14 protein-coding genes and 1 tRNA gene are annotated in these 21,764 nt (G+C 38.2%); 6 read left to right on the forward strand and 9 right to left on the reverse strand.

Going from position 1 to position 21,764, the window contains the following annotated elements; genetic code table 11:
* Positions 1 to 70: 70 nt before the first annotated feature.
* The gene (locus tag GJU39_RS19540; RefSeq protein ID WP_154282688.1) at positions 71 to 583 is read right to left on the reverse strand and encodes a hypothetical protein; all 513 of its coding nucleotides are present in this window, start codon (positions 581 to 583) and stop codon (positions 71 to 73) included.
* 352 nt (positions 584 to 935) lie between these two features.
* Positions 936 to 1,009 (reverse strand) — tRNA-His (locus GJU39_RS19545).
* 176 nt (positions 1,010 to 1,185) lie between these two features.
* Here GJU39_RS19545 and rnhA point away from each other — a divergent pair.
* Both rnhA and GJU39_RS19555 read left to right on the forward strand, forming a co-directional pair.
* Positions 1,186 to 1,653 (forward strand): ribonuclease HI, encoded by a 468-nt coding sequence (gene rnhA, locus GJU39_RS19550; RefSeq protein ID WP_154282689.1) that lies wholly within the window; start codon positions 1,186 to 1,188, stop codon positions 1,651 to 1,653.
* A gap of 258 nt (positions 1,654 to 1,911) precedes the next feature.
* A complete protein-coding gene (locus tag GJU39_RS19555; protein WP_154282690.1) occupies positions 1,912 to 2,544 on the forward strand; it encodes a DUF6266 family protein in 633 nt (210 codons plus the stop codon).
* Between the two features lie 122 nt (positions 2,545 to 2,666).
* Here GJU39_RS19555 and fbp read toward each other — a convergent pair whose 3' ends face one another.
* The 4 genes from fbp to gloA2 form a co-directional block, all read right to left on the reverse strand.
* Positions 2,667 to 3,743 carry a class 1 fructose-bisphosphatase gene (fbp, locus tag GJU39_RS19560; protein WP_154282691.1) on the reverse strand — a complete coding sequence of 359 codons (1,077 nt, stop codon included), beginning with the start codon at positions 3,741 to 3,743 and terminating at the stop codon, positions 2,667 to 2,669.
* Between the two features lie 19 nt (positions 3,744 to 3,762).
* A complete protein-coding gene (locus GJU39_RS19565; protein WP_154282692.1) occupies positions 3,763 to 4,254 on the reverse strand; it encodes a metallophosphoesterase family protein in 492 nt (163 codons plus the stop codon).
* 156 nt (positions 4,255 to 4,410) lie between these two features.
* Entirely contained in the window at positions 4,411 to 5,112 is a 702-nt protein-coding gene (locus GJU39_RS19570; RefSeq protein ID WP_154282693.1) for a tRNA1(Val) (adenine(37)-N6)-methyltransferase, read from the reverse strand.
* 1 nt (position 5,113) lies between these two features.
* Complete coding sequence (gloA2, locus tag GJU39_RS19575) at positions 5,114 to 5,497, reverse strand: SMU1112c/YaeR family gloxylase I-like metalloprotein (RefSeq protein ID WP_154282694.1); 384 nt, start codon at positions 5,495 to 5,497, stop codon at positions 5,114 to 5,116.
* A 984-nt stretch (positions 5,498 to 6,481) separates the two neighbouring features.
* On the opposite strand from gloA2, the gene purL reads away from it, so the two are divergent.
* Entirely contained in the window at positions 6,482 to 10,306 is a 3,825-nt protein-coding gene (gene purL / locus GJU39_RS19580) for a phosphoribosylformylglycinamidine synthase (protein ID WP_280790420.1), read from the forward strand.
* 291 nt (positions 10,307 to 10,597) lie between these two features.
* On the opposite strand, the gene GJU39_RS19585 is transcribed toward purL, so the two are convergent.
* Positions 10,598 to 11,434: an energy transducer TonB gene (locus GJU39_RS19585; RefSeq protein ID WP_154282696.1), complete on the reverse strand. Its 837-nt coding sequence runs from the start codon at positions 11,432 to 11,434 to the stop codon at positions 10,598 to 10,600.
* A 202-nt stretch (positions 11,435 to 11,636) separates the two neighbouring features.
* Between GJU39_RS19585 and GJU39_RS19590 the strand changes: the two genes are divergently transcribed.
* From GJU39_RS19590 to GJU39_RS19600, 3 genes are all read left to right on the forward strand, one after another.
* Positions 11,637 to 13,811 carry a glutamine synthetase III family protein gene (locus GJU39_RS19590; RefSeq protein WP_154282697.1) on the forward strand — a complete coding sequence of 725 codons (2,175 nt, stop codon included), beginning with the start codon at positions 11,637 to 11,639 and terminating at the stop codon, positions 13,809 to 13,811.
* A gap of 259 nt (positions 13,812 to 14,070) precedes the next feature.
* Positions 14,071 to 15,252 (forward strand): AIR synthase related protein, encoded by a 1,182-nt coding sequence (locus tag GJU39_RS19595; RefSeq protein WP_154282698.1) that lies wholly within the window; start codon positions 14,071 to 14,073, stop codon positions 15,250 to 15,252.
* 127 nt (positions 15,253 to 15,379) lie between these two features.
* Positions 15,380 to 16,174 carry a S1/P1 nuclease gene (locus tag GJU39_RS19600; protein WP_154282699.1) on the forward strand — a complete coding sequence of 265 codons (795 nt, stop codon included), beginning with the start codon at positions 15,380 to 15,382 and terminating at the stop codon, positions 16,172 to 16,174.
* Between the two features lie 178 nt (positions 16,175 to 16,352).
* Here the strand turns inward: GJU39_RS19600 and GJU39_RS19605 are convergent, their stop codons facing one another.
* Both GJU39_RS19605 and GJU39_RS19610 read right to left on the reverse strand, forming a co-directional pair.
* The gene (locus GJU39_RS19605; RefSeq protein WP_154282700.1) at positions 16,353 to 17,585 is read right to left on the reverse strand and encodes a M57 family metalloprotease; all 1,233 of its coding nucleotides are present in this window, start codon (positions 17,583 to 17,585) and stop codon (positions 16,353 to 16,355) included.
* A gap of 370 nt (positions 17,586 to 17,955) precedes the next feature.
* On the reverse strand, positions 17,956 to 21,276 hold the full coding sequence (locus GJU39_RS19610; RefSeq protein WP_154282701.1) for a TonB-dependent receptor: 3,321 nt from the start codon (positions 21,274 to 21,276) through the stop codon (positions 17,956 to 17,958).
* Positions 21,277 to 21,764 lie beyond the last annotated feature (488 nt).

Raw genomic sequence — 21,764 nt, forward strand, 5'->3', positions numbered from 1 at the left:
GGACCTTATTAAATTAACTCGGCTAAGGGGGGCTTTTTAAAGTGGTGAAGAGGGGTCAATTTGAAGCGGTTTATCCACTTGAGCATCTCAATAGTCTAAAATGGAGTATTTCATCGTTCTCACTTGTTTCTTCTTTCAAAATCTCCGTCAGATATATTCCTTTTCTAAATGATTTTGACTCCTTTGTAGATTCCGTTAATTCCTGAAATTCATGCTCAGTTTTAATGTTATAAAAATAATCACCATGAAATAAACTTCTAAAATAAACCCCGGCATTATTAACTATAATAGGAACTTCTCCAAGTTCAACAACATGTATACTGTCATCATTGACCAAATTATTATAATTACTTGAAAATTCTCTTATAATATATGTTTGTATTTTATCCAACTTGATGTCGCTCAGGTCTCCACAGATATAGAGTCTTTTACCTATTGTGGACGGTGCTTCCGGGAGTGAATTCACTACCTTTCCGCAGAAATTCTCAATTAGATAGCTAATATCTAAGTGTAGCTCTTTCTTTTCAAACAAAACAATGAGTATATTTTTGTCTTTAGATATTTGATTTTCAGTTCCCTCCATCTTGATTTGTTATTTTATAAAATTGTGGCTCCTTCTCAAATATACATAACTAACCATGGTTTCAAAATTTTTGAAAAAACGCGTCAATTAATAATATCACATTGATTTTATCAGAGATTAATTGTATATTTAACTATAGCAATTGCAGCTAAAACGTATTAAAAAAACAGTGAGTAATTCCATGAGTAGAATTACAAAACAGCTCCAAATAGTACTTAAACGCTGATCTTTCACTAGGTGCAAGCCCAGCGTGGCTCGAACCAAGAAACGGCGTCTTGCTTGCAATATGGGGATGATTTAAAAAATGCCTAAAAATGAAAAAGTCCTTTAAGATAATCTTAAAGGACTTTTGGGTGGCTGATGGGGCTCGAACCCACGACCCTCGGCACCACAAACCAATACTCTAACCAACTGAGCTACAACCACCGTATTTTTTAGTGTCACAAAAGTACGATTTTTACCATTCCCTGCAAATATTTTTTTCCGAAATTCCGCAACATTTTTTTAATTCGTTATTATTCAATTATTTGAATTTAAAATATTTTTTCACCAACACTTAAAACCGCCTACTTTAAACCTAAAAACATAACTTTACCACGTTTATGATCGAGATTTATACAGACGGGGCAGCCAGCGGAAACCCCGGACCAGGTGGTTGGGGAACTATTTTAAGAGCCGGACAACATTATAAAGAGTTAAGTGGTGGTTTTAGAATGACCACCAATAACCGCATGGAATTACTTGCTGTAATAAAAGGTCTTGAAGCATTGAAGAGCCTTAACCAGCAGGTAACAGTCTTCTCCGATTCAAAGTACGTGGTGGATGCGGTAGAGAAAAAATGGCTTTTTGGTTGGGTAACCAAGAATTTCAAAGATAAAAAGAACAAAGATCTTTGGATCAGGTTCCTCGAGCTTTACAAACTGCACCAGGTAAAATTCGTGTGGATTAAAGGGCATAACGCACATCCTGAAAATGAACGTTGCGATCGCCTGGCAGTATTGGCTTCGCAAGACAAACAAAACCTGGCGATAGATATCGCATTCGAAGCCGAGCGAAAAAAGCTATTGTAAATGATCATTCCTTATTTTCTGGATAAACTAAGCAGCAATGATTAACTAAAATCTTATTTACGGTTGTACAGTTACTCAGAATGCGATTGAATGTTGATAGATTCGATCTGGTAAACTAGGTGATAACAGGGTGTAAACAGGGTCATTACACGGTCAACATAAGGTTTTTAACCCCATTAAAACCAGGCAGATACCTCGTATAGACCATTGTTATTATTCCTCAAAGTTGTTATATTTATGCTGAATGAATATAAACTTATGGCAACTATTAAAAATGGAATTCTCGGAGGTCTTTCCGGCAAAGTAGGTCCGGTAGTTGGTGTACGGCTGGGCGATCAATATATCCTTAGGGCCAGGCCGCAGCGATCCAAACCTTTCACCAAAAAAGAATTGGAAAATCAGGAAAAATTTGGGATAGTCCAAAAATACCTGGCTCCTTTTATCGACTTGCTGAAAGTAGGATTTAAAAATTATTATACTAAAACGGGCGGCTTTAGGGCCGCTGTTTCCTACACGCGAAAAAATGCGATTATGCAAGGTGATTCTGGCTTTTACATCGAGCCCGGTCGTCTTAAAATTAGCGGAGGAGATCTGCAACCTGCAATTGATCCTCAGATTGCATTCCATGATGACAATCTAAATATCTTTTGGAAAACCGATAGTGTGAACTATCTCACCAGGAGTGATCAGCTTTTAGTTCTTTTGTATGATTTTGAAAATCATTATGCAGTGACTAAAATTTTTGATAGCGCATATAGAAGTGAGGGAAAGGCTACCGTTGAAATAAATCCACGGCTTACCGGGAAAAAGGCAGACCTTTATATTGGTTTTGTGGCTGCTGATCGCAGTAGCCAATCAGACAGCCAGTACCTTGGTCGTTTTACATTATAAAAATCGTTGTTTAAAAGTTTAGATTTGAATTGGTTTTATGAAACATGGAGATACATTAACAAAGCTGTATGTCTTCACAAAGCTTTGTATAACTTATCAATCATTTAGCAAGCAGTTCTAAATTAATCCAGTCCGCCGATTACGCCTAAACCCTTTAATTTTGCCTCCAGCATTTCGGTTTTGAGTAGAGGTTTAGTATAATGTAACATCAATTCTTCGGCTTTTTCCACCATCTTGATAGACCCTATAAATATTGGAACGCGTTGGTGAACTTCAGTAGGTTGTATTTCTAAAATCCTTTCAAAACCGGTGCTGGCCTTGCCCCCGGCCTGCTCTATAATAAAAGCCATCGGGTTACATTCATAAAGCAAGCGCAATTTACCTTCCGGCGACCGCGAGGTGGTTGGGTAAATATAAATTCCACCGTTAATCAGGCTTCTGTGAATATCACCCACCATAGAACCAATGTAACGCGAGGTATAAGGCCGTTCAGAACTTTCATCTTCCACCTGGCAATATTTAATGTATTTTTTTACTCCTTCCGGGAAGTGCACATAATTTCCTTCATTAATAGAGTAGGTTATACCCGTCTCCGGAATTTTCATTTCCGGGTGCGAAAGGCAAAACTCACCAATTGACGGATCTAAAGTAAATCCGTTCACGCCTTTTCCGGTGGTATAAACCAACATGGTTGAGGAGCCATAAATGATATACCCTGCGGCAACCTGTTCAGTACCTTTCTGTAAAACATCATCAATAGTTGCTCTTCCCTCTGATGATTTCCGACGATAGATAGAAAAAACCGTTCCTACTGCCACATTTACATCGGTATTGGATGAACCATCCATTGGATCAATACAAACGATATATTTAGCATTGATAGAAACAGGAGAATCAATATGAATAATTTCTTCTTCTTCTTCTGTTGCGATGATACAACATTCGCCCCCACTGGTTAGCGCAGCAATAAATTGCTGATCGGCATAAACATCAAGTTTCTTTTGTTTCTCACCTTGTATATTAATCGTTCCCACATGGCCGATCATATCAACCAAACCAGCTTTATTTATTTCCCTGTTTACAATTTTTGCCGCGATTGCGATATCCCGAAGCAACCTGGAAAGTTCTCCCTTTGCGTAGGGAAAATCTGCTTGTTTTTCTATAATAAATTGCCCTAGTGTGACTACGCCAAAACCCATACTTAGTGTATATTTTACATTATCTACCTGATAATTCTATAACTTCTAAGGTATGAATATTTTCTTCAGAAATGCAAAATCTAATCAGTGTTCTCACTTTGTGCCAGCCATGTTTTCCGGCTGCACCAGGGTTTATATGCAGGCATTTTATTTTTTCATCGAACATGACTTTTAAAATATGCGAGTGCCCGGTAATGAATAATTTAGGAGGGTTAGTGTAAATTTCCGGCTTAACACCAGTTGAATACCTCCCGGGATAACCGCCAATATGGGTCATCCAAACATCTACCAACTCACAGCTAAATCGATTTTTCTCGGGAAATTCTGAGCGAATCTCCGCATCATCGATGTTTCCAAACACTCCCCGTAAGGGCTTGAAGGCAGCCAGCGGTTCAGCCACATCGGGTCCGAAATCGCCTGCATGCCAGATTTCATCTACCTGATCAAAGTGTTTAAAAACAGCATCATCCAGGTAACCATGTGTATCTGAAATTAAGCCTATTTTTCTCATGTTGTGAATTTAATTGTGCTGAATATCTACAAACGCCAGCAGCTATATTTAGTTTAACTATTTATTAGAAAAAGAAGCTGAGTCAATTTTTTCAGCGCTCAGCCAGCAAATGTGATCATTGATTTTCTATGTACGATCTTATCATCCTTCACGCCATCAAAAGGCCAGAAAAAAATCCTTCAGCAGCAACTTATAAGCTTGGCTATGAACTTTCAATGATTCATAAATATTGAAATCCGTTTCTCTAAATTCTGACTCTTCTTTGGTTAAACATATAATCTGCCTAAAAGTAGGTTTTTGCGCATCCGAGTGAAGGTTTATTCTTTCCACCAGCTTAAGCTGACGAATTAATGCCAACGCAATCACTTCGTTGGCTTGTTTAACCGGAAGAATTAACCAAAACCGGCCCTGTGTGGCTAATAATTCGTTTGCCTTACCAATCAGCATTTCAAAAAATTCATCGTCAGCATGACGGGCAATTCCCTTCCTTACCTCCTCATTTTTTAAATCATTAACAAAAAACGGTGGGTTAGAAACGATCAGATCAAACTTATCAGCTGTTTCAAAATGTTCAATAGCCATATGACTTATGCTCAAACGGCTGTTGAAATCTGAGTGCTCAAAATTTTTCCCCGCTGTTTCGGCAGCCTGTGCATCGATTTCAACCGCATGAACAGATAGCTGAGGATAGCGTTGCGCCAATATCATTGATATGACTCCGGTTCCGGTTCCAATATCTAAACCACGTTTAGGTTGGTGATGCGATGCGATGGCACCAATCAGAACCCCATCCGTATTGATTTTCATGGCACAGCCAGTCTGGTCGACCTCGAACTGCTTAAATTTAAAAATACTCATTTTATACTTCGTACAATTCCAGCGGCAAACCATCCGGATCAGCAAAAAAAGTAAATCTTTTCCCGGTAAATTCATCAATCCTGATGGGTTCGCTGATTATTCCACAGGCATTCAAACGATTTATTTCTGCTTCAATGTCATCAACTTCAAAAGCCAGGTGCCTTAAACCTTGTGCTTCTGGCCTGGAAGGGCGAACTGGTGGATTTTCGAAGGAGAACAATTCAATTTGGTAAAGTCCGTTGATGGCCAGATCGAGTTTATAAGAATTCCGCTCTTCCCTAAAAACCTCTGCCAAAACCGTAAAACCTAACTGGTTCACATAAAAATCTTTTGACTTTTCATAATCCGAACAAATGATGGCTATATGGTGGATTCGTTTGAACATAAGGGTGAAATTTTGAATGTAAGACTGCGTAAATGTTAAAGGCAAAGTTGCAGAAAAAATAAAGAAGACGAAAGAATAGTTAGGTGATGATGATTTTTGGACACATAAACCCTTATCCACCTGTCGGCACCTTTCCCCTGAAAGGGAAAGGGCGTGTAATAAGGATTTATCGCAGCACAAGGGTAAAAGAACAGCATTTATTAAAAAGAAAGGTCCTGAATCAAGTTCAGGAAGACGAGCGATGAATATTAAAAAAGATTGCTTCACGCCCTCACTCAACCTCCACTTCAGTTCGCAACGATTTTTCGCATAAGAAACAGGTCCTGAATCAAGTTCAGGAGACGACCGTTTTAACCCACAGTTCATACTATTACAACCTATTGCAACATAGCCCCTACTAACATCAAGAACCGTATAAATCCAAAGTTGAACCTTGCTATTGCCACCTTGATATCCGGCCTCGGAAATGATGGAAGGAGAAAACGTTAAAGCTTAAACCACAATCTTTCATTACCCACAACCCGAGGCAGCGCGTCCTCTCCCGATTTTTCATCGGGTGCTTGTGCTGCCGAAATAAAGCTTTAACGAATTTATCCAACATCAGGTCCAAGCCTTGATTTTTTTGTTACTTTTTTGATCAAGCAAAAAAGTAAAAGCCCTTCGGCGGCCAGCCGCGGCAAGCCAGCGCAGCGGAGAGAAATCAAGAAACTCAGTTCAATGCTAAATGAAGCTGGTAATTAAGCCGCAGGGATTCTTCGCAACGCCCTGAATAACTTGGTGAAAAGAAGGTATAGGGCAATTGAAGTAAAATAACCACCCCCACCCCTCCTAAATCAGGAGGGGAGTTCCCCTTAAAGTTTTATATAGCAATCCCTATCCAACTAACGACACCTTTCCGTTGAAAGGGAAAGGGCGTGTAATAAGAATTCATCCCAGCATGGGCATGAGCGATAGTAAAAACATTAAGTAATGTGAGTAATAAACATGACGTTACAAACCCATCAAATCATATTCATCCTAATTAATATATCCAAATTTGACATTCAATCATTCAACATTCATCAATTCTATTTCCCATTCATTCTATCCTTAAATTTAAAAAAGCTAAATTTGCACTTTCAAAAAAAAAGCATGATTCATTTCTTCCTTAGTCAATCGCAGGCGGTTTTTGTATTACAAACAGACAAAACGCTCACTACCAATGATATTACTAAACTTGAATGGTTATTTGGCGGTGCCAAAATCACTACAGAAACGGCTTTAAGTGGCTTCTTTGTAGGGCCGAGAGCAGCAATGATTACCCCCTGGAGTACCAATGCTGTAGAGATTACCCAAAACATGGACATGCAGGGAATCATCAGAATCGAGGAATTCGCTAAAGTGGTTCAGGATTTTTCTGATTACGACCCCATGATCTCGCAAAAATATGAGCAGCTGGATCAGGATGTTTATACTATCGACATCAAACCTGAACCCATTTTAGAAATCACTGATATTGGTGCTTACAATAAACAAGAAGGCTTATCCTTAAGTGATGAAGAGGTTGATTATTTAAATACTTTAGCTAAAAATTTAGGAAGGCCTTTAACAGATTCTGAAGTTTTTGGTTTCTCTCAGGTAAATTCAGAACACTGTCGCCATAAAATTTTTAACGGAACTTTTGTGATTGATGGTGTAGAACAGCCAACTTCACTTTTTAAATTAATCCGTAAAACATCAGAAGCACATCCAAACGATATTGTTTCTGCATATAAAGACAATGTGGCTTTTATTAAAGGCCCAACCGTTCAGCAGTTTGCACCTAAACGTGCTGACATTCCTGATTTTTATACCACAAGCGATTTCGATTCTGTAATTTCTTTAAAGGCAGAAACGCACAACTTCCCCACTACCGTAGAGCCATTTAATGGGGCTGCAACTGGGTCTGGTGGTGAGATTAGAGACCGGTTAGCTGGCGGACAAGGTTCTTTACCTTTAGCAGGAACGGCTGTTTACATGACAGCGCTATCTCGTTTGGAAGAAAATCGTCCCTGGGAAAAAGGTGTAGAAGAAAGAGCATGGCTGTACCAAACCCCAATGGATATCCTGATCAAAGCATCAAACGGTGCGACAGATTTCGGAAATAAATTCGGTCAGCCGTTAATTACCGGATCCGTTTTAACTTTTGAACATGAGGAGAACTCGAGGAAGTTAGGTTTCGATAAAGTAATCATGCTTGCCGGTGGTATCGGTTACGGAAAGGCAAGTCAGGCGCAAAAATTAAAACCACAGGAAGGCGATAACATCGTGATTTTAGGTGGTGAAAATTATAGAATCGGGATGGGTGGTGCTGCAGTTTCTTCTGCAGATACTGGTCAGCATGGATCTGGCATTGAATTAAATGCCATCCAAAGATCCAACCCGGAAATGCAAAAACGTGCGGCAAATGCTGTTCGTGGCATGGTAGAAAGCGAGCACAACTCCATTATCTCTATTCACGATCACGGTGCAGGTGGTCACTTAAACTGTTTATCAGAGCTGGTAGAAGAAACCGGCGGTTTAATTAACCTGGACAAATTGCCGGTTGGCGATCCTACCCTATCTGCCAAAGAGATCATCGGTAACGAATCTCAGGAGAGAATGGGATTGGTAATCGGGAATGAGCATATCGAAACTTTACAAAAAATTGCCGACCGGGAGCGTTCACCAATGTACACTGTTGGAAAAGTAACCGGCGATCATCGTTTTACTTTCAAATCTGAAACATCTGGCATTAAGCCAATGGATTTAGAATTGAAAGATATGTTTGGCAGTTCTCCAAAAATAGTGATGGAAGATCAAACCATCGACCGGAAATATGATGCAATCACTTATGATCAATCACAATTAAACACGTATTTAGAGCAGGTTTTACAATTAGAGGCTGTTGCATCCAAAGATTGGTTAACCAATAAGGTAGACCGTTGCGTGGGTGGCCGTGTAGCGAAACAACAAACTGCAGGTCCGTTGCAGTTGCCGTTAAATAACTGTGGCGTAATGGCGCTCGATTTTCAGGGAAAAGAGGGCGTTGCCACATCAGTTGGACATGCACCGCTTTCTGCTTTGATTGATCCGGCTGCCGGTAGCAGAAATGCAATTGCAGAATCGTTATCAAACATTGTCTGGGCCCCTTTAAAAGATGGTTTAAAAAGCGTTTCGCTTTCTGCCAACTGGATGTGGGCCTGTAAAAATGAAGGTGAAGATGCCCGTTTATATGCTGCAGTTAAAGCCTGTTCTGATTTTGCAATCGATTTAGGAATCAACATCCCGACAGGAAAAGATTCGTTATCGATGAAGCAAAAATATAAGGATGGCGATGTAATTGCCCCTGGAACAGTGATTATTTCTGCCGGCGGTAATTGCGATGATATTACAAAGGTGGTAGAACCAGTGCTTCAAAAAGATGGTGGTGCTATTTATTACATCAACCTTTCTAATGATGGTTACAAGTTAGGTGGCTCATCTTTCGCACAGATTTTAAATAAAATCGGTACTGAAACACCTGATGTTAAAAATCCGGTTCAATTCTCGAAAGCCTTTAATACCATCCAACAGTTAATTAAAGAGGGTAAAATTCAGGCCGGACACGATATCGGTAGCGGTGGTTTAATTACTACCTTATTGGAAATGTGCTTCGCTGACCGCGATTTAGGCGCATCAATAGACTTATCTGCATTGGCTGAACAAGATATTATCAAATTATTATTTGCCGAAAACATTGCTTTGGTTTTCCAGGCAGATGCTTCCGTTGAAAATACTTTGACAGACAATGGTGTAACGTTCCATAAAATTGGCGAAGTAAGTTCATCAGCTACGCTGGAAATTAAAAATGCTGAAGCTAATTTCAGCTTCGGGATTGATCACCTTCGTGATGTTTGGTTTAAAACTTCCTATTTATTAGATAGCAAACAAACCGCGAATGGTTTAGCGAAAGAACGTTATGACAATTATAAAAATCACGTTTTAAAATATAGCTTCCCATTAACATTCGATGGAAAGAAACCCGTAATTGATTCGTCTAAAGCTCGTCCGAAAGCGGCAATTATCCGTGAAAAAGGAAGTAATTCTGAACGCGAACTTGCAAACGCAATGTATTTGGCGGGTTTTGATGTGAAAGATGTACACATGACGGATTTAATTAGCGGCAGAGAAACGCTGGAAGATATTCAGTTTATTGGTGCCGTTGGTGGCTTCTCGAATTCTGATGTTTTGGGATCGGCAAAAGGTTGGGCCGGCGCATTTTTATACAATGAAAAAGCAAGAGTAGCTTTAGAGAAATTTTTTGCCCGTCCGGATACCTTATCTGTTGGGATCTGTAATGGCTGCCAGTTATTTGTTGAGCTTGGTTTAATTAACAAGAACCATGAAGACAAACCGAAAATGTTGCACAACAAAAGTGGCAAACATGAGAGTATTTTTACCTCGTTAACGCTGCAGGAAAACAATTCAGTGATGTTATCTACGCTGGCGGGCAGTACCTTAGGTGTTTGGGTATCGCATGGCGAAGGAAGATTCTCATTACCATATGCGGAAGATCAATATAAAATTGTAGCCAAATATGCTTACGAAACTTATCCTGCCAGCCCGAATGGTTCTGATTACAACACCGCAATGATGTGTGATGAAACCGGTCGCCATTTGGTGATGATGCCACACATCGAACGTTCATTGTTTCAATGGCATTGGGCGAATTATCCGGCAGGCAGAAAAGATGAAGTTTCGCCATGGATGGAAGCATTTGTTAACGCCAGAAAATGGGTGGAAAGTAAGGCTGAGGGTAACAAGGCATAAGGGCGAAGGTTCTTAATAAGATTTATAAAACAAAGGCTTGAGTTTTCGCTCAAGCCTTTTGTTTACATCCTACCTCACTATTCCCCATCTATTTTGAGCATTAAATAAATACGGGCTGATTCACATTTTCTCCGGATAAGATCCTGAAACAAGTTCAGGAGGACGACTCTTCCGGGAGATTTATCAATTCAAATTACTTAGCCTGAACCTCATTTTTCCCTTAAGATCCTGAAACAAGTTCAGCAACACGATTCTTCGGGGAGATTTATCGATTCAAATGATTGGCCTAACTTACATCATCTGGAAATTAATCGGCATATTATACCTTACGCGAACAGGCCTGCCTTTATTCTTTCCAGGTTTCCACAAAGGTGATTTTCTGATCACTTTTACGGCTTCCTCATCACAGCCAAAACCTATTCCCCTAAGCACTTTAACATCGGTAATAGACCCATCTTTTTCGACCACAAAACTGACGAACACTTTACCTTGAACACCATCATCCTGTGCCTGCGAAGGGTAACGTAAATTGCGTTCCATATATTTAGTAAAAGCTTTCATACCCCCCGTAAATTCAGGATATTCATCAACCCCCATTCCTTCGATAATTGCATTCGAATCTCCGGCTTCGTCGCCCTTAGTGAGCCCATCACCATTACCTGGTACTACTTTACTGTTAATTACAAGATTTGGTTTAACGTCACCATCCTGAGTTTTATCACTAATCACGGCATCCTGCATATCTTTAATGCTTGGTGGTTCAGGAAGTTCTTTTTTATCCACCACCACTATATTTGAAGACACGGCAATTGTTTTCACTTTTACAGGATCAGCTTTTGCAGGTTCATTCTTTCTCTCCGGTTCGGGCGTATCCATCTGATGAATTACATTATCAAGCACAACCACTTTAGGAGGAGTAGCAACCTCAACTACACCTGGAAACATTTTACTATAGGCCAGCGGAGCAAAGCCGGCGAATAGAAATACACTGGCAGATACCAGCAAGGCTTTCGTCATGATTTTAGAAGATTTTGACCGCAGTTCATAAGCGCCATAAGATTTGTTGCGGTCTGCAAATACAAGATCGAGCCACTCGGTTTTGTATACATTGATTGATGAATTGAACATAATTTTAGGGTTTTAAGGATGATGTATCAAAATCACCAATTCCATAAAACATTCAAAAAATATGCTTTCTTTACCAAAAATGAAATTTTCCATCTCAAAAACATTTTTTTATTTCATTTTCAATAAAATTGATATATTTCTTACGATTGTTTTATAAAAATTAATAAAATATCCTATTTTTGACAAAAAACATAACAAATTAATGAAAAGCTTAAGAACCATCGCATTAAAAGAGGCTCAAAACAGAATTTCACCAGAAGTTAAATCACCATCAGCAAAAATTTCTGACTTTTTTGGCGCTAATGTATTTGATAAGAAAAAAATGAGAGATTTCTTATCTAAAGACGTGTATGAAAAATTAATCTCCTCCATCAACCAGGGTGAACTAATTAATTCTGACGACGCTAACCAGATTGCTACAGCAATGAAAGCCTGGGCAATGAGCGCTGGTGCAACGCACTACACGCATTGGTTTCAGCCTTTAACAGGTACAACAGCAGAAAAACACGATTCATTTTTTGAGCCAAGTGGCGATGGTGCAATCGAGAAATTTGCTGGTAGCGCATTGGTTCAGCAAGAGCCGGATGCATCGAGTTTCCCTAACGGAGGTATTCGTAATACTTTCGAAGCACGTGGCTATACTGCCTGGGATCCTTCTTCTCCTGCATTCATTATGGAAAGCAAAGCTGGAAAAACGCTTTGTATCCCAACTGTTTTTGTATCCTACACTGGTGAAGCACTAGATTATAAAGCACCATTATTAAAAGCATTATCTGCACTTGATAAAGCTGCTGTAGATGTTTGCCAGTATTTTGATAAAAGCATCACGAAAGTAAACGCATCTTTAGGTATCGAGCAAGAATATTTCTTAGTGGATGAATCGTTATTTAACGCCCGTCCGGATTTATTATTAACCGGCCGTACTTTATTCGGACACATGTCTGCTAAAGGACAGCAGTTAGAAGATCATTATTTTGGATCAATCCCTGAACGTGTTTTCACTTACATGGTAGATTTCGAAAATGAAGCTTTAAAATTAGGGATTCCATTAAAAACCCGTCACAACGAGGTTGCTCCATCTCAATTTGAGTGTGCGCCTATTTATGAAGAAATCAACCTGGCAATCGATCACAATCAGTTATTGATGGATTTGATGGAAAAAGTTGCCCGTCGTCACCACTTCCGTGTATTATTACACGAGAAACCATATGCCGGCATCAATGGTTCTGGTAAACACAATAACTGGTCGTTAATTACAGATACTGGTAAAAACTTATTAGCGCCAGGTAAAACGCCTAAAAACAATTTAATGTTCCTGGCTTTCTTTGTAAACACAATCAAAGCGGTTAGCGAGCATGCAGATTTATTACGTGCCAGTATTGCGTCGGTAAGCAACGATCACCGTTTAGGTGCTAATGAAGCGCCACCTGCAATCATTTCAATCTTCTTAGGTTCTCAATTGAACGATGTATTAGATGAAATCGAGCACTCACGCATCAGCAAAAAAATCAAAGAAGATAATGCACTTTGGTTAGGTATTCCTAAAATTCCACAAATTTTACTGGATAATACAGATCGTAACCGTACCTCTCCTTTCGCATTTACAGGTAACAAATTTGAGTTAAGAGCAGTGGGTTCATCCGCTAACTCTTCAGCACCAATGACGATCTTAAACGCGATTATGGCTGAGCAATTGGTTAAATTTAAAACTGAAGTTGATAAATTGATCAAAAAAGGTGATAAAAAAGATATCGCATTATTAACGGTTATCAAAAAATACATCAAAGAATCTAAATCAATTCGTTTCGAAGGTAATGGATATAGCCAGGAGTGGGAAGATGAAGCTGCAGCACGTGGTTTATCAAACATCAAAACTACCCCTAAAGCTTTAGATGCTTATTTAACAGAAAAATCAGCAGATTTATTTGCTTCAACCAACATCTATAGCAAACGCGAAATTCATGCCCGTCATGAAATCATGTTGGAAAATTTCTACAAGAAATTACAAATTGAGGCACGTGTAATGGGCGAAGTTGCGAATACGGCGATCATTCCTGCTTCAATCGCTTATCAAAACGCATTAATTGAGAACGTAAAAGGATTAAAAGATCTTGGTATCGAAAGCAAATCTTCTCTTGAGATTGTGAAGAAATTATCTGAGCACTTAGATATCGTTAAATCTAATATCGATGCGATGTTGGAAGAACGTAAAGTGACTAACAAAATCGAAGATACCCGTGAAAAAGCAATTGCTTATGATGAGAAAGTTAAATCTTACTTCGACATTATCCGTTATCACGCCGATAAACTGGAGCAAATTGTTGACGATAGCGTTTGGCCTTTACCAAAATTCAGAGAATTGTTATTTATGAAATAGATTTTAAGCCGTAAGGTTTAAGGTATAGGGCGTAAGGTTTACTTTACGCCCTTTTTTGTGGAGCACAATTTTTGATCAGGCTCAAAGCCATCTTTTTGCCGAAGTTTTAATCAGGACCTTCCGGAACACTTTCTTTGGTTTAGCTTTTGCTTTAGTCTTTTAGCGTTACACTTTTAGCTTTCCGCTTTAATCTTTCTCGCTTTAACCTTTCTGCTTTTAGCTTTAGTCTTTCCGCTTAAAACGCTATCTTTGCGCCAACATGAGTGATAACAGGTACAATCAACGCGGCGTTTCAGCCTCCAAAGAAGATGTGCATAATGCCATCAAAAATATCGACAAAGGAATTTTCCCTAAAGCATTCTGCAAAATCATTCCGGATATTTTAAGCGGCGATGAAGACTACTGTAACATCATGCATGCTGATGGTGCGGGTACAAAATCTTCCCTGGCTTATGTATACTGGAAAGAAACCGGCGATATCTCGATTTGGAAGGGAATTGCACAGGATGCGATTATCATGAATCTTGATGATTTAATTTGTGTTGGTGCTACCGATCACATCCTTTTATCTTCCACTATCGGGCGTAATAAAAATCTAATTCCCGGTGAAGTAATTGCTGCTGTAATTAATGGCACAGAAGAAATTTTAGCCGACTTGCGGGAGCAAGGGATCTCCATCTATTCTACCGGTGGCGAAACTGCAGATGTGGGCGATTTAGTACGTACCATCATTGTAGATTCTACGGTTACCTGCAGGATGAAACGTGCAGACGTGATCAGCAACGACAACATTAAGCCAGGCGATGTAATCGTGGCATTAGCATCATCCGGACAAGCAACCTATGAAACGGAATACAATGGCGGAATGGGATCCAACGGACTTACCTCTGCCCGTCATGATGTTTTCGAAAAATCAGTGGCAAATAGTTACCCGGAAAGTTTTGACCCGGCCGTACCTTTCGATTTAGTTTTTTCTGGTCAGAAGCAATTGACAGACGAAGTTGAGGTGGAAGGTTTCGGTAAAATTACGGCAGGGAAACTGGTCTTATCTCCTACCCGTACTTATGCTCCGGTAATTAAAAAGATTTTAGAAAGCTACCGTAGCCAAATAAACGGCATTGTGCATTGTAGCGGAGGTGCGCAAACGAAGGTGTTACACTTCATCAACGATGATATCCATGTAATTAAAGATAACTTATTTCCTATTCCTCCCCTTTTCCAATTGATTCAGGAACAGTCCGGAACAGATTGGAAAGAAATGTATAAGGTATTTAATATGGGGCATAGAATGGAGCTTTATGTTCCGCAAGAGATTGCAGAAAGTATTATTGAAATCTCCAAAAGCTTTAATATTGATGCGCAGATTATTGGCCGTGTAGAAAGAGGCCATCAGAAGCAGGTAACGATAGAAAGCGAAAAAGGAACTTTTGTTTATCATTAAATAATTTAAAATATTATAGAGGGCTTTGAATTACATTCAAGGCCCTTTTTCTTTGGCGAGAATTTTACCAATTGTAATATTTACAAGGCATCAAATACAATTGAATGCAAGTTAATATCTTCGCAGCATGAAAAGAATAACTATTGCATTTGCATTGATAAGCATTGCTTTCCTCTTCGGCTCCTGGGGATTTTTCGGACATAAAACTGTAGCCACCATTGCAGAAAATCACTTAACCGAAGAAGCTAAGACAGCTGTTAAAACGCTTTTAGGTAATGAAAGCCTCGCAGATGTTGCTTCCTGGGCTGATGAAGTGCGCAACCAACCCGAATATAAAAACACTGCTGGCTGGCATTTTGTAAACCTCCCTTTAGGTTTAAGCCGACGCCAGTTTAGAGATGCTATCCAAGCCGTTAAAAACGAAAATCTCTTAACCGCATTGGCATTAAATGAATCTATTATTAAAGACTCCGGCGCAACGAAGAATCAAAAAATAATTGCGCTTAAATTTATTGTTCACCTGGTTGGAGATGCACACCAACCCATGCATGTAAGCAGGGCTGAAGATAAAGGCGGAAACACCATCCAGGTGCAGTTTGACGGAAAGGGAACCAATCTTCATTCCCTTTGGGATAGTCGCTTGTTAGATCACCAGGGCTTAAGTATCACCCAACTGGTGGAGAAAGATGATGTCCGCAAATCAAAAATAAGAAAATGGCAAAAAGCCACACCTACCGACTGGTTATTTGAAAGTTATAAAATCAGTTCTAAGCTTTACGAAGAAGTGGAGCAAAACAATAAGTTAGATGAGGCTTATTATCAATCTCATATTGGAATTGTAAACAAAAGAATAGAAATGGGCGGAATTCGATTGGCAGGGGTATTGAATGAGCTGTTTAAAAATGGAGTGACTTATCAATAATTACAAATATTAGAATAAACCTAAAAAGCTTCCGACTGGAAGCTTTTTAGGTTTATAAGATGTTGTAAAATTAGATTCAATAGCATCCAACTGACTATAATAAGCAATTGGCTTAAGGCAACAATATCAAATTGCATTGTTTGTATTAGCTTTATTTACAAAAACTATAATTAGTCCATTACCAGGTAACGTGTCCATAATAGGAATTAGACCAGTAAGCTAATTGAAAACCAGAAGTATTATCTACTGTTTGATTTCCAAATTCCCATTCCCTATCAATTGTCCATTCTCCCAGATGATATGAAGATATTCCATCATTTAAAAGAATGTTTGTAACTGAATCCACACCTCCAGTATAATAAAATATATTTAATATAAAAAAATTAGATGTAACCAGCGGCATTGTACCCGCAGCATCTTGATAAAATTCTAAAGTTATATCATATGATCTCTTATCATAATCATTATATGTTGTATAATATGAGTTGTCATATATCAGAGTCCATATTTCTTTGATATAAAAATCTTTTCTGTAAGGATATAGAGCTTTTAACGCTATAATATCATCTGTTGTGAAGGTTCTATCAACAAATTGATCGGAACAGGCAAGCATGAAAGAATTACTTGAAGGCCCTACAGAAGTTCCTCCTATATGATTAGCCCCATTAGAGCCAGTGCCTTCATTATTTCCTGGTTTTACAGCATTGCAGCTAAAAGCTCTATTCATATAGTCTGTATGCCTAAGGCCAATTGTATGGCCAATTTCGTGTGATAAAGTGCTTGTGGCATCCAACCTATTATTGCTATTGTTAAAATAATGAGTGTTTATAAATATTTGATTATATGGATTTCCTGACGTAGGAAAACCTGCTGCCATTAGATAAGCATTATTTCCATATAAAGCTGGATCTAAATCAACGCTTGAAACTACAATATCTGCACCTGAAGCATTTGTTACACGATTGAAAACAAGTGCTAAATCTAATGTATTATATCTTAAAATGGCAGCATCCAAACAGTCTTGAAGATATGTTCCGAATGAAGGTTCCATATAGATATTTATAGTTCTTTTTGATGAGCTGAAACTTAATAAGTTATTAGTATGATAATGGCTGATAGGACCAGTACTCTGAAGCTTAAGAGCTTTAGGTGTTAAACTAAAGGGTATTTCTATTTTTGATTCCTGGCTTAATTTATTAATGTCTTCGACAGTCATAAAAATATCACCTTCCACAAGATAGCCATTTTTGTATTTGCTTAATCCTTCTGAGGTATCAAATCCGGCAGATTTAAGTTTAGCCAAGATGTCTGCCGAAACAGAAGTATTAATAATTTCGGGTAACGTTTGTTCTTTTTTACAAGAAACAATAAATAAAAATAGAATCGCTAAAGCGTAATAAATTTTTTTCATGTTAAAATGATTTAAGTGTTTAAATTTTATCAATCACATAAACAATTATAAATCTCATAAAAGCGCTTAAGTTTAGGTATGGCGATAATAGAACATTGGAGGGATGAATCAATGATAGTGATGATACATTAAGGTTCTAAGAGGAATTAGTTTTTTTCCAAAAGAGTGCGCAATCTTCATGATTTTTTTGTTTTCCATTATAAAAATAATCATCAACTCTAAAAAAAAAATATTTTTACATGAAGTAGTTATTTTATTACACAAACTGCAAGTTATACGATATCGATACATATAAAACTACATACATACAAAATAATAAAGCCCCGACTGAAAAGTCGAGGCTTAAACAAATTATTGTTTGAACTAAGTATTAGTTAAAGTTATAACGAACACCAAATTGCATGTAGTAAGTAGATGAGATCGTTTGTGAAGTTCCAAAGGTGGTTCTTGTTAAATCGTTGCTAGTAGCACCTAATCTAAAAGTTGGTTTAGTGGTATTGTTAATAGCTGAAACATTTTGAGGAACTAGGATAGCACTTTGGTTTACAAAATTTACATTACCCCACTTGCGGCTCAACAAGTTTCCAACGTTAAAGATATCGACAGTGAACTGGAATGAGTTTTTAGTATTACCAAAGTTTTTGAAAACTTCTTGGGTTAACCTAAAATCAAATTGATTTCTCCATGGTGAAGTACCGCCATTACGTTTAGCATATTCTCCCCTGTGTTTACTCAAATATTCATCTTGTGCAATATAAGACTCAAATGCATCGCTTTGCTCTTGAGCTGTAAAAGCTCTTCCATATCCTGTCGTTCCTGTTGGGATAGCAACAAATGTAATGTCAGATGCATCTCTTGGAATGTAAATTAAATCGTTACCTGACTGACCATCTCTGTTAAAATCTGAACTATAGGTATAAGAGAAACGACCTTGCTGACTTCCTTCATAGAACAAAGAGAACGAAGTCGCAAGATTACCAAAATAGGCTTTTCTGTAAGAAATGTTTGCTATAATTCTATCTGGGTTTAAGTTATTAGAATAGCTTAAAGTTGGTGAGTTAGGATTACTTGATGTTTGTGGAATAGACCACAAGTTCAATAACTGATCTCCGCCACCATCACCATAATTGCGTTGATCAGATCTGGTATAAGCTACCATTGCAGACAATCCACCTTCAAATTGTTTCGTCAATTGAGCAGTTGCTTGCCAGTTATAACCACCTTTAGCATTTGTCATTTGAATTACGTTGAAACCCGATGAGCTGGTAGCAGCGGCAGTAGTAGCTACTTGCCCCCCAGAAGTTAAAGAAACATTTTGTCTAGCAAATGTTGAACTTGGAAACATCGGTCTGGTATCACCATAACCACTGATAGCTAAATTTGTTGGATTAACTAAATTAATATTCTGTGCCACGGCTACATTTAAATCTCTGCCGTAAATACCTTCCAAAGTACCTACGATACCCCACGGCAATTTTACATCGAATGCTAAACTTGATTTCCATGTTTGTGGAAACTTCAGATTTGGTGACATTACACTAATGCTACTAGGAATTGATGTTCCAGCAGCAGGAGCGGCACTCAATAAATTAGGAGCAATACTTGGGTTGAAAAAAGGAGTATTTGCCTGGCCTGAGTAAGTTTGAGTATATTGTAATAAACCCGCGTCACCTGATTGAGACACAATCCAAACAAATGGAATTCGGCCGGTAAAAATACCGGTACCACCACGTACCTGGAAAGATCTGTCTCCGAACACATTCCAGTTAAATCCAAAACGTGGAGAATATGAAATTCTATTTTCTGGTAACACACCAGTATCAACGTTTTGACCAGCGAAATTCAAACCAGCAACCAATGGATGAGTCCTAACTTCACTTACATCAGGATAAGATGCTTGTTCAACCCGTAACCCTGCTGTTAATTTTAAACGATCTGAAACAGTAAATTCATCTTGTAAGTAAGCAGAATATTGATTGAATTTAAAACTTGGATAAGCTTGTGAACCGTCGGCAGTTAATGGATAAGTAACAGCATAGTTTGAAGGTTTTGCTTTATTTACGAAATCAGCCCATGAATTAAATACATAATAGCCTGTACCAAAACGCTGGAAACCATTTTTGGTGGTGCTAAATTCTGCCTGTAAACCTAGTGTGATATTGTGTTTACCTAAAGCTAAACTTAGATCATCACTATACGTATAACCTTTTACATCACGTAAGTTACCGTAAGTAAATGGCTCATAGCCGAATGTTGTAGCAACATTAGGACCATCTAATATATCAACCAAAGGAAAAGGGGAGCTATCAGAAGTTCTAGGATCATTCTGATGTGAGTAAGTAGCACGGGCAACGTTTGTTATTTTGCTACCAAAAGATGAAGTTAATTCAGCTACACCAGAATACAAATTGGCTGCCTGATAGTAGTTGGAGTTGAAAAAAGATAAAGCATTAACAGAAGCCCTGTTTGCTGTTGCGCCAAACGTAACACCAGAACCTGTAGTGGAAGTACTTAAGTTGGATGGTGATTGACTTTCAACTTGGTTATATCTTACACTGAAACGATGATTCTTAGAAATGTTCCAATCTAAACGTGCAAACATTTTCTCATTATCACTGATATTAGAATAACCTTGATAAGGACCTGTTTGATAACCATACTGAGAGTTTAAATAAGAAGAAACATTATTCAAGAAATCTGCTGTAGGCTTTGCAACGGTACTGATGCTCCCGAAAGGCTGACCTGGAGTAGCTGCAATTTTAGTGGTACCAGGCTGTATAGTATGTTTTTTCTCATAATTCACAAAGAAAAACAATTTATCTTTTACAATTGGACCGCCTAAACTAAAGCCATAATTTTTTTCATCAAGTTTTTGAAGTGATTGGATTCTGTAAGATTCTCCAATTCTTTTACCTTGTTGATCGTCACCACGCATCGTATAAAATGCATTTCCAGAAAAAGTATTAGTACCTGAACGCGTAACTGCTGTTACAGAACCACCAGTAAAACCAGTTTGACGAACATCAAAAGGCGTTACATTGATGGAAATCTGCTCTAATGCATCAATTGAAATTGGGGATCCGTTCGCAGGAATGTTCTGACCAATACCAAATTGATTATTGAAGTTAGCTCCATCTACAGTAAAGTTATTTGAACGATAGTTACCACCACCTATCGAAGTATTATTCGCCTGTGGTGTTAAACGCGTTAAATCATTCACACTACGTGAAATAGTTGGTAAGCTTTGAATTTGAGCCTTGGTTATAACTGTCGAAGTACCATTTCTGTTCGAATTCAGCACACTGTTTGAGCTTTGGCCTACTACTTTAACCTCATTTAACGTTGAACTGTTATCAGACAATACTGGATTCAGCACAAATGGCTCACCTAATTTTAAGTAAATATCATTAGCTTTTTCCGGTCTGTAGCCAACAAAACTGATTTCAACAGTATAAGGTCCGCCAACACGCATACCACCAATGGTAAATCTTCCATCGCCGTTTGTTGATACTGAATAAACCGTTCCCGTAGGTGTGTGTGTTGCTTTAACACTGGCTCCAGGCAAGGCGCCTTTTGCATCTTTGATTGTTCCTGTCATTGATGAGGTGGTAACCTGTGCAATCGCACTGAAGGATAAACCTACCATGGCAACAATAACGAATACTAATCTTAAAAGTAAAGATTTTTTCATCCTTTGTTTTTTAAATGTTTGTTTGTTGTTAATAATAATTAGAGGAATTATATTGCTGCAAATGTAGACATTAAAATTTAACACATTTTAACATCCAATGTTAAATTTGTATTAACAAACTCAAAACTTTTCAACAATTCGACCCTGTTTTTAACATCGTAACTTTCACTTTACCAAAGGATTGCCAAATGAGGTAAATATTTCTTAACGAACAGGGATAAAAATTAAAATTAATGCAGCAAATGAATTATAAAGCTAAAATTTTACCAATTTTTCTTAGCGCTTTACCAACTGACGCGGAATTTCATCACTCAAACAAAAAATTTAGATTGTTATAGTTTGATTGTTCAAAAATCTGAATATTCAAACTAGCTGAAACATGTACCATTATAATAAGTGTTCGAAACAAATTATAGGGAACCTTTCGAATTTTAGGCCAAATTATATGATTCTCAACGAAAAGGCTACCAGCTACGTCCGTTTGTAAT

This window comes from Pedobacter petrophilus, assembly GCF_009674725.1.
GTDB classification, from domain to species: domain Bacteria; phylum Bacteroidota; class Bacteroidia; order Sphingobacteriales; family Sphingobacteriaceae; genus Pedobacter; species Pedobacter petrophilus.

Bases quoted from the DNA above. Each gene is read 5' to 3' on its own strand.
- GJU39_RS19540 (WP_154282688.1), bottom strand. From the start codon at position 583: ATGGAGGGAACTGAAAATCAAATATCTAAAGACAAAAATATACTCATT.
- rnhA (WP_154282689.1), top strand. From the start codon at position 1,186: ATGATCGAGATTTATACAGACGGGGCAGCCAGCGGAAACCCCGGACCA.
- GJU39_RS19555 (WP_154282690.1), top strand. From the start codon at position 1,912: ATGGCAACTATTAAAAATGGAATTCTCGGAGGTCTTTCCGGCAAAGTA.
- fbp (WP_154282691.1), bottom strand. From the start codon at position 3,743: ATGGGTTTTGGCGTAGTCACACTAGGGCAATTTATTATAGAAAAACAA.
- GJU39_RS19565 (WP_154282692.1), bottom strand. From the start codon at position 4,254: ATGAGAAAAATAGGCTTAATTTCAGATACACATGGTTACCTGGATGAT.
- GJU39_RS19570 (WP_154282693.1), bottom strand. From the start codon at position 5,112: ATGAGTATTTTTAAATTTAAGCAGTTCGAGGTCGACCAGACTGGCTGT.
- gloA2 (WP_154282694.1), bottom strand. From the start codon at position 5,497: ATGTTCAAACGAATCCACCATATAGCCATCATTTGTTCGGATTATGAA.
- purL (WP_280790420.1), top strand. From the start codon at position 6,482: ATGACGTTACAAACCCATCAAATCATATTCATCCTAATTAATATATCC.
- GJU39_RS19585 (WP_154282696.1), bottom strand. From the start codon at position 11,434: ATGTTCAATTCATCAATCAATGTATACAAAACCGAGTGGCTCGATCTT.
- GJU39_RS19590 (WP_154282697.1), top strand. From the start codon at position 11,637: ATGAAAAGCTTAAGAACCATCGCATTAAAAGAGGCTCAAAACAGAATT.
- GJU39_RS19595 (WP_154282698.1), top strand. From the start codon at position 14,071: ATGAGTGATAACAGGTACAATCAACGCGGCGTTTCAGCCTCCAAAGAA.
- GJU39_RS19600 (WP_154282699.1), top strand. From the start codon at position 15,380: ATGAAAAGAATAACTATTGCATTTGCATTGATAAGCATTGCTTTCCTC.
- GJU39_RS19605 (WP_154282700.1), bottom strand. From the start codon at position 17,585: ATGAAAAAAATTTATTACGCTTTAGCGATTCTATTTTTATTTATTGTT.
- GJU39_RS19610 (WP_154282701.1), bottom strand. From the start codon at position 21,276: ATGAAAAAATCTTTACTTTTAAGATTAGTATTCGTTATTGTTGCCATG.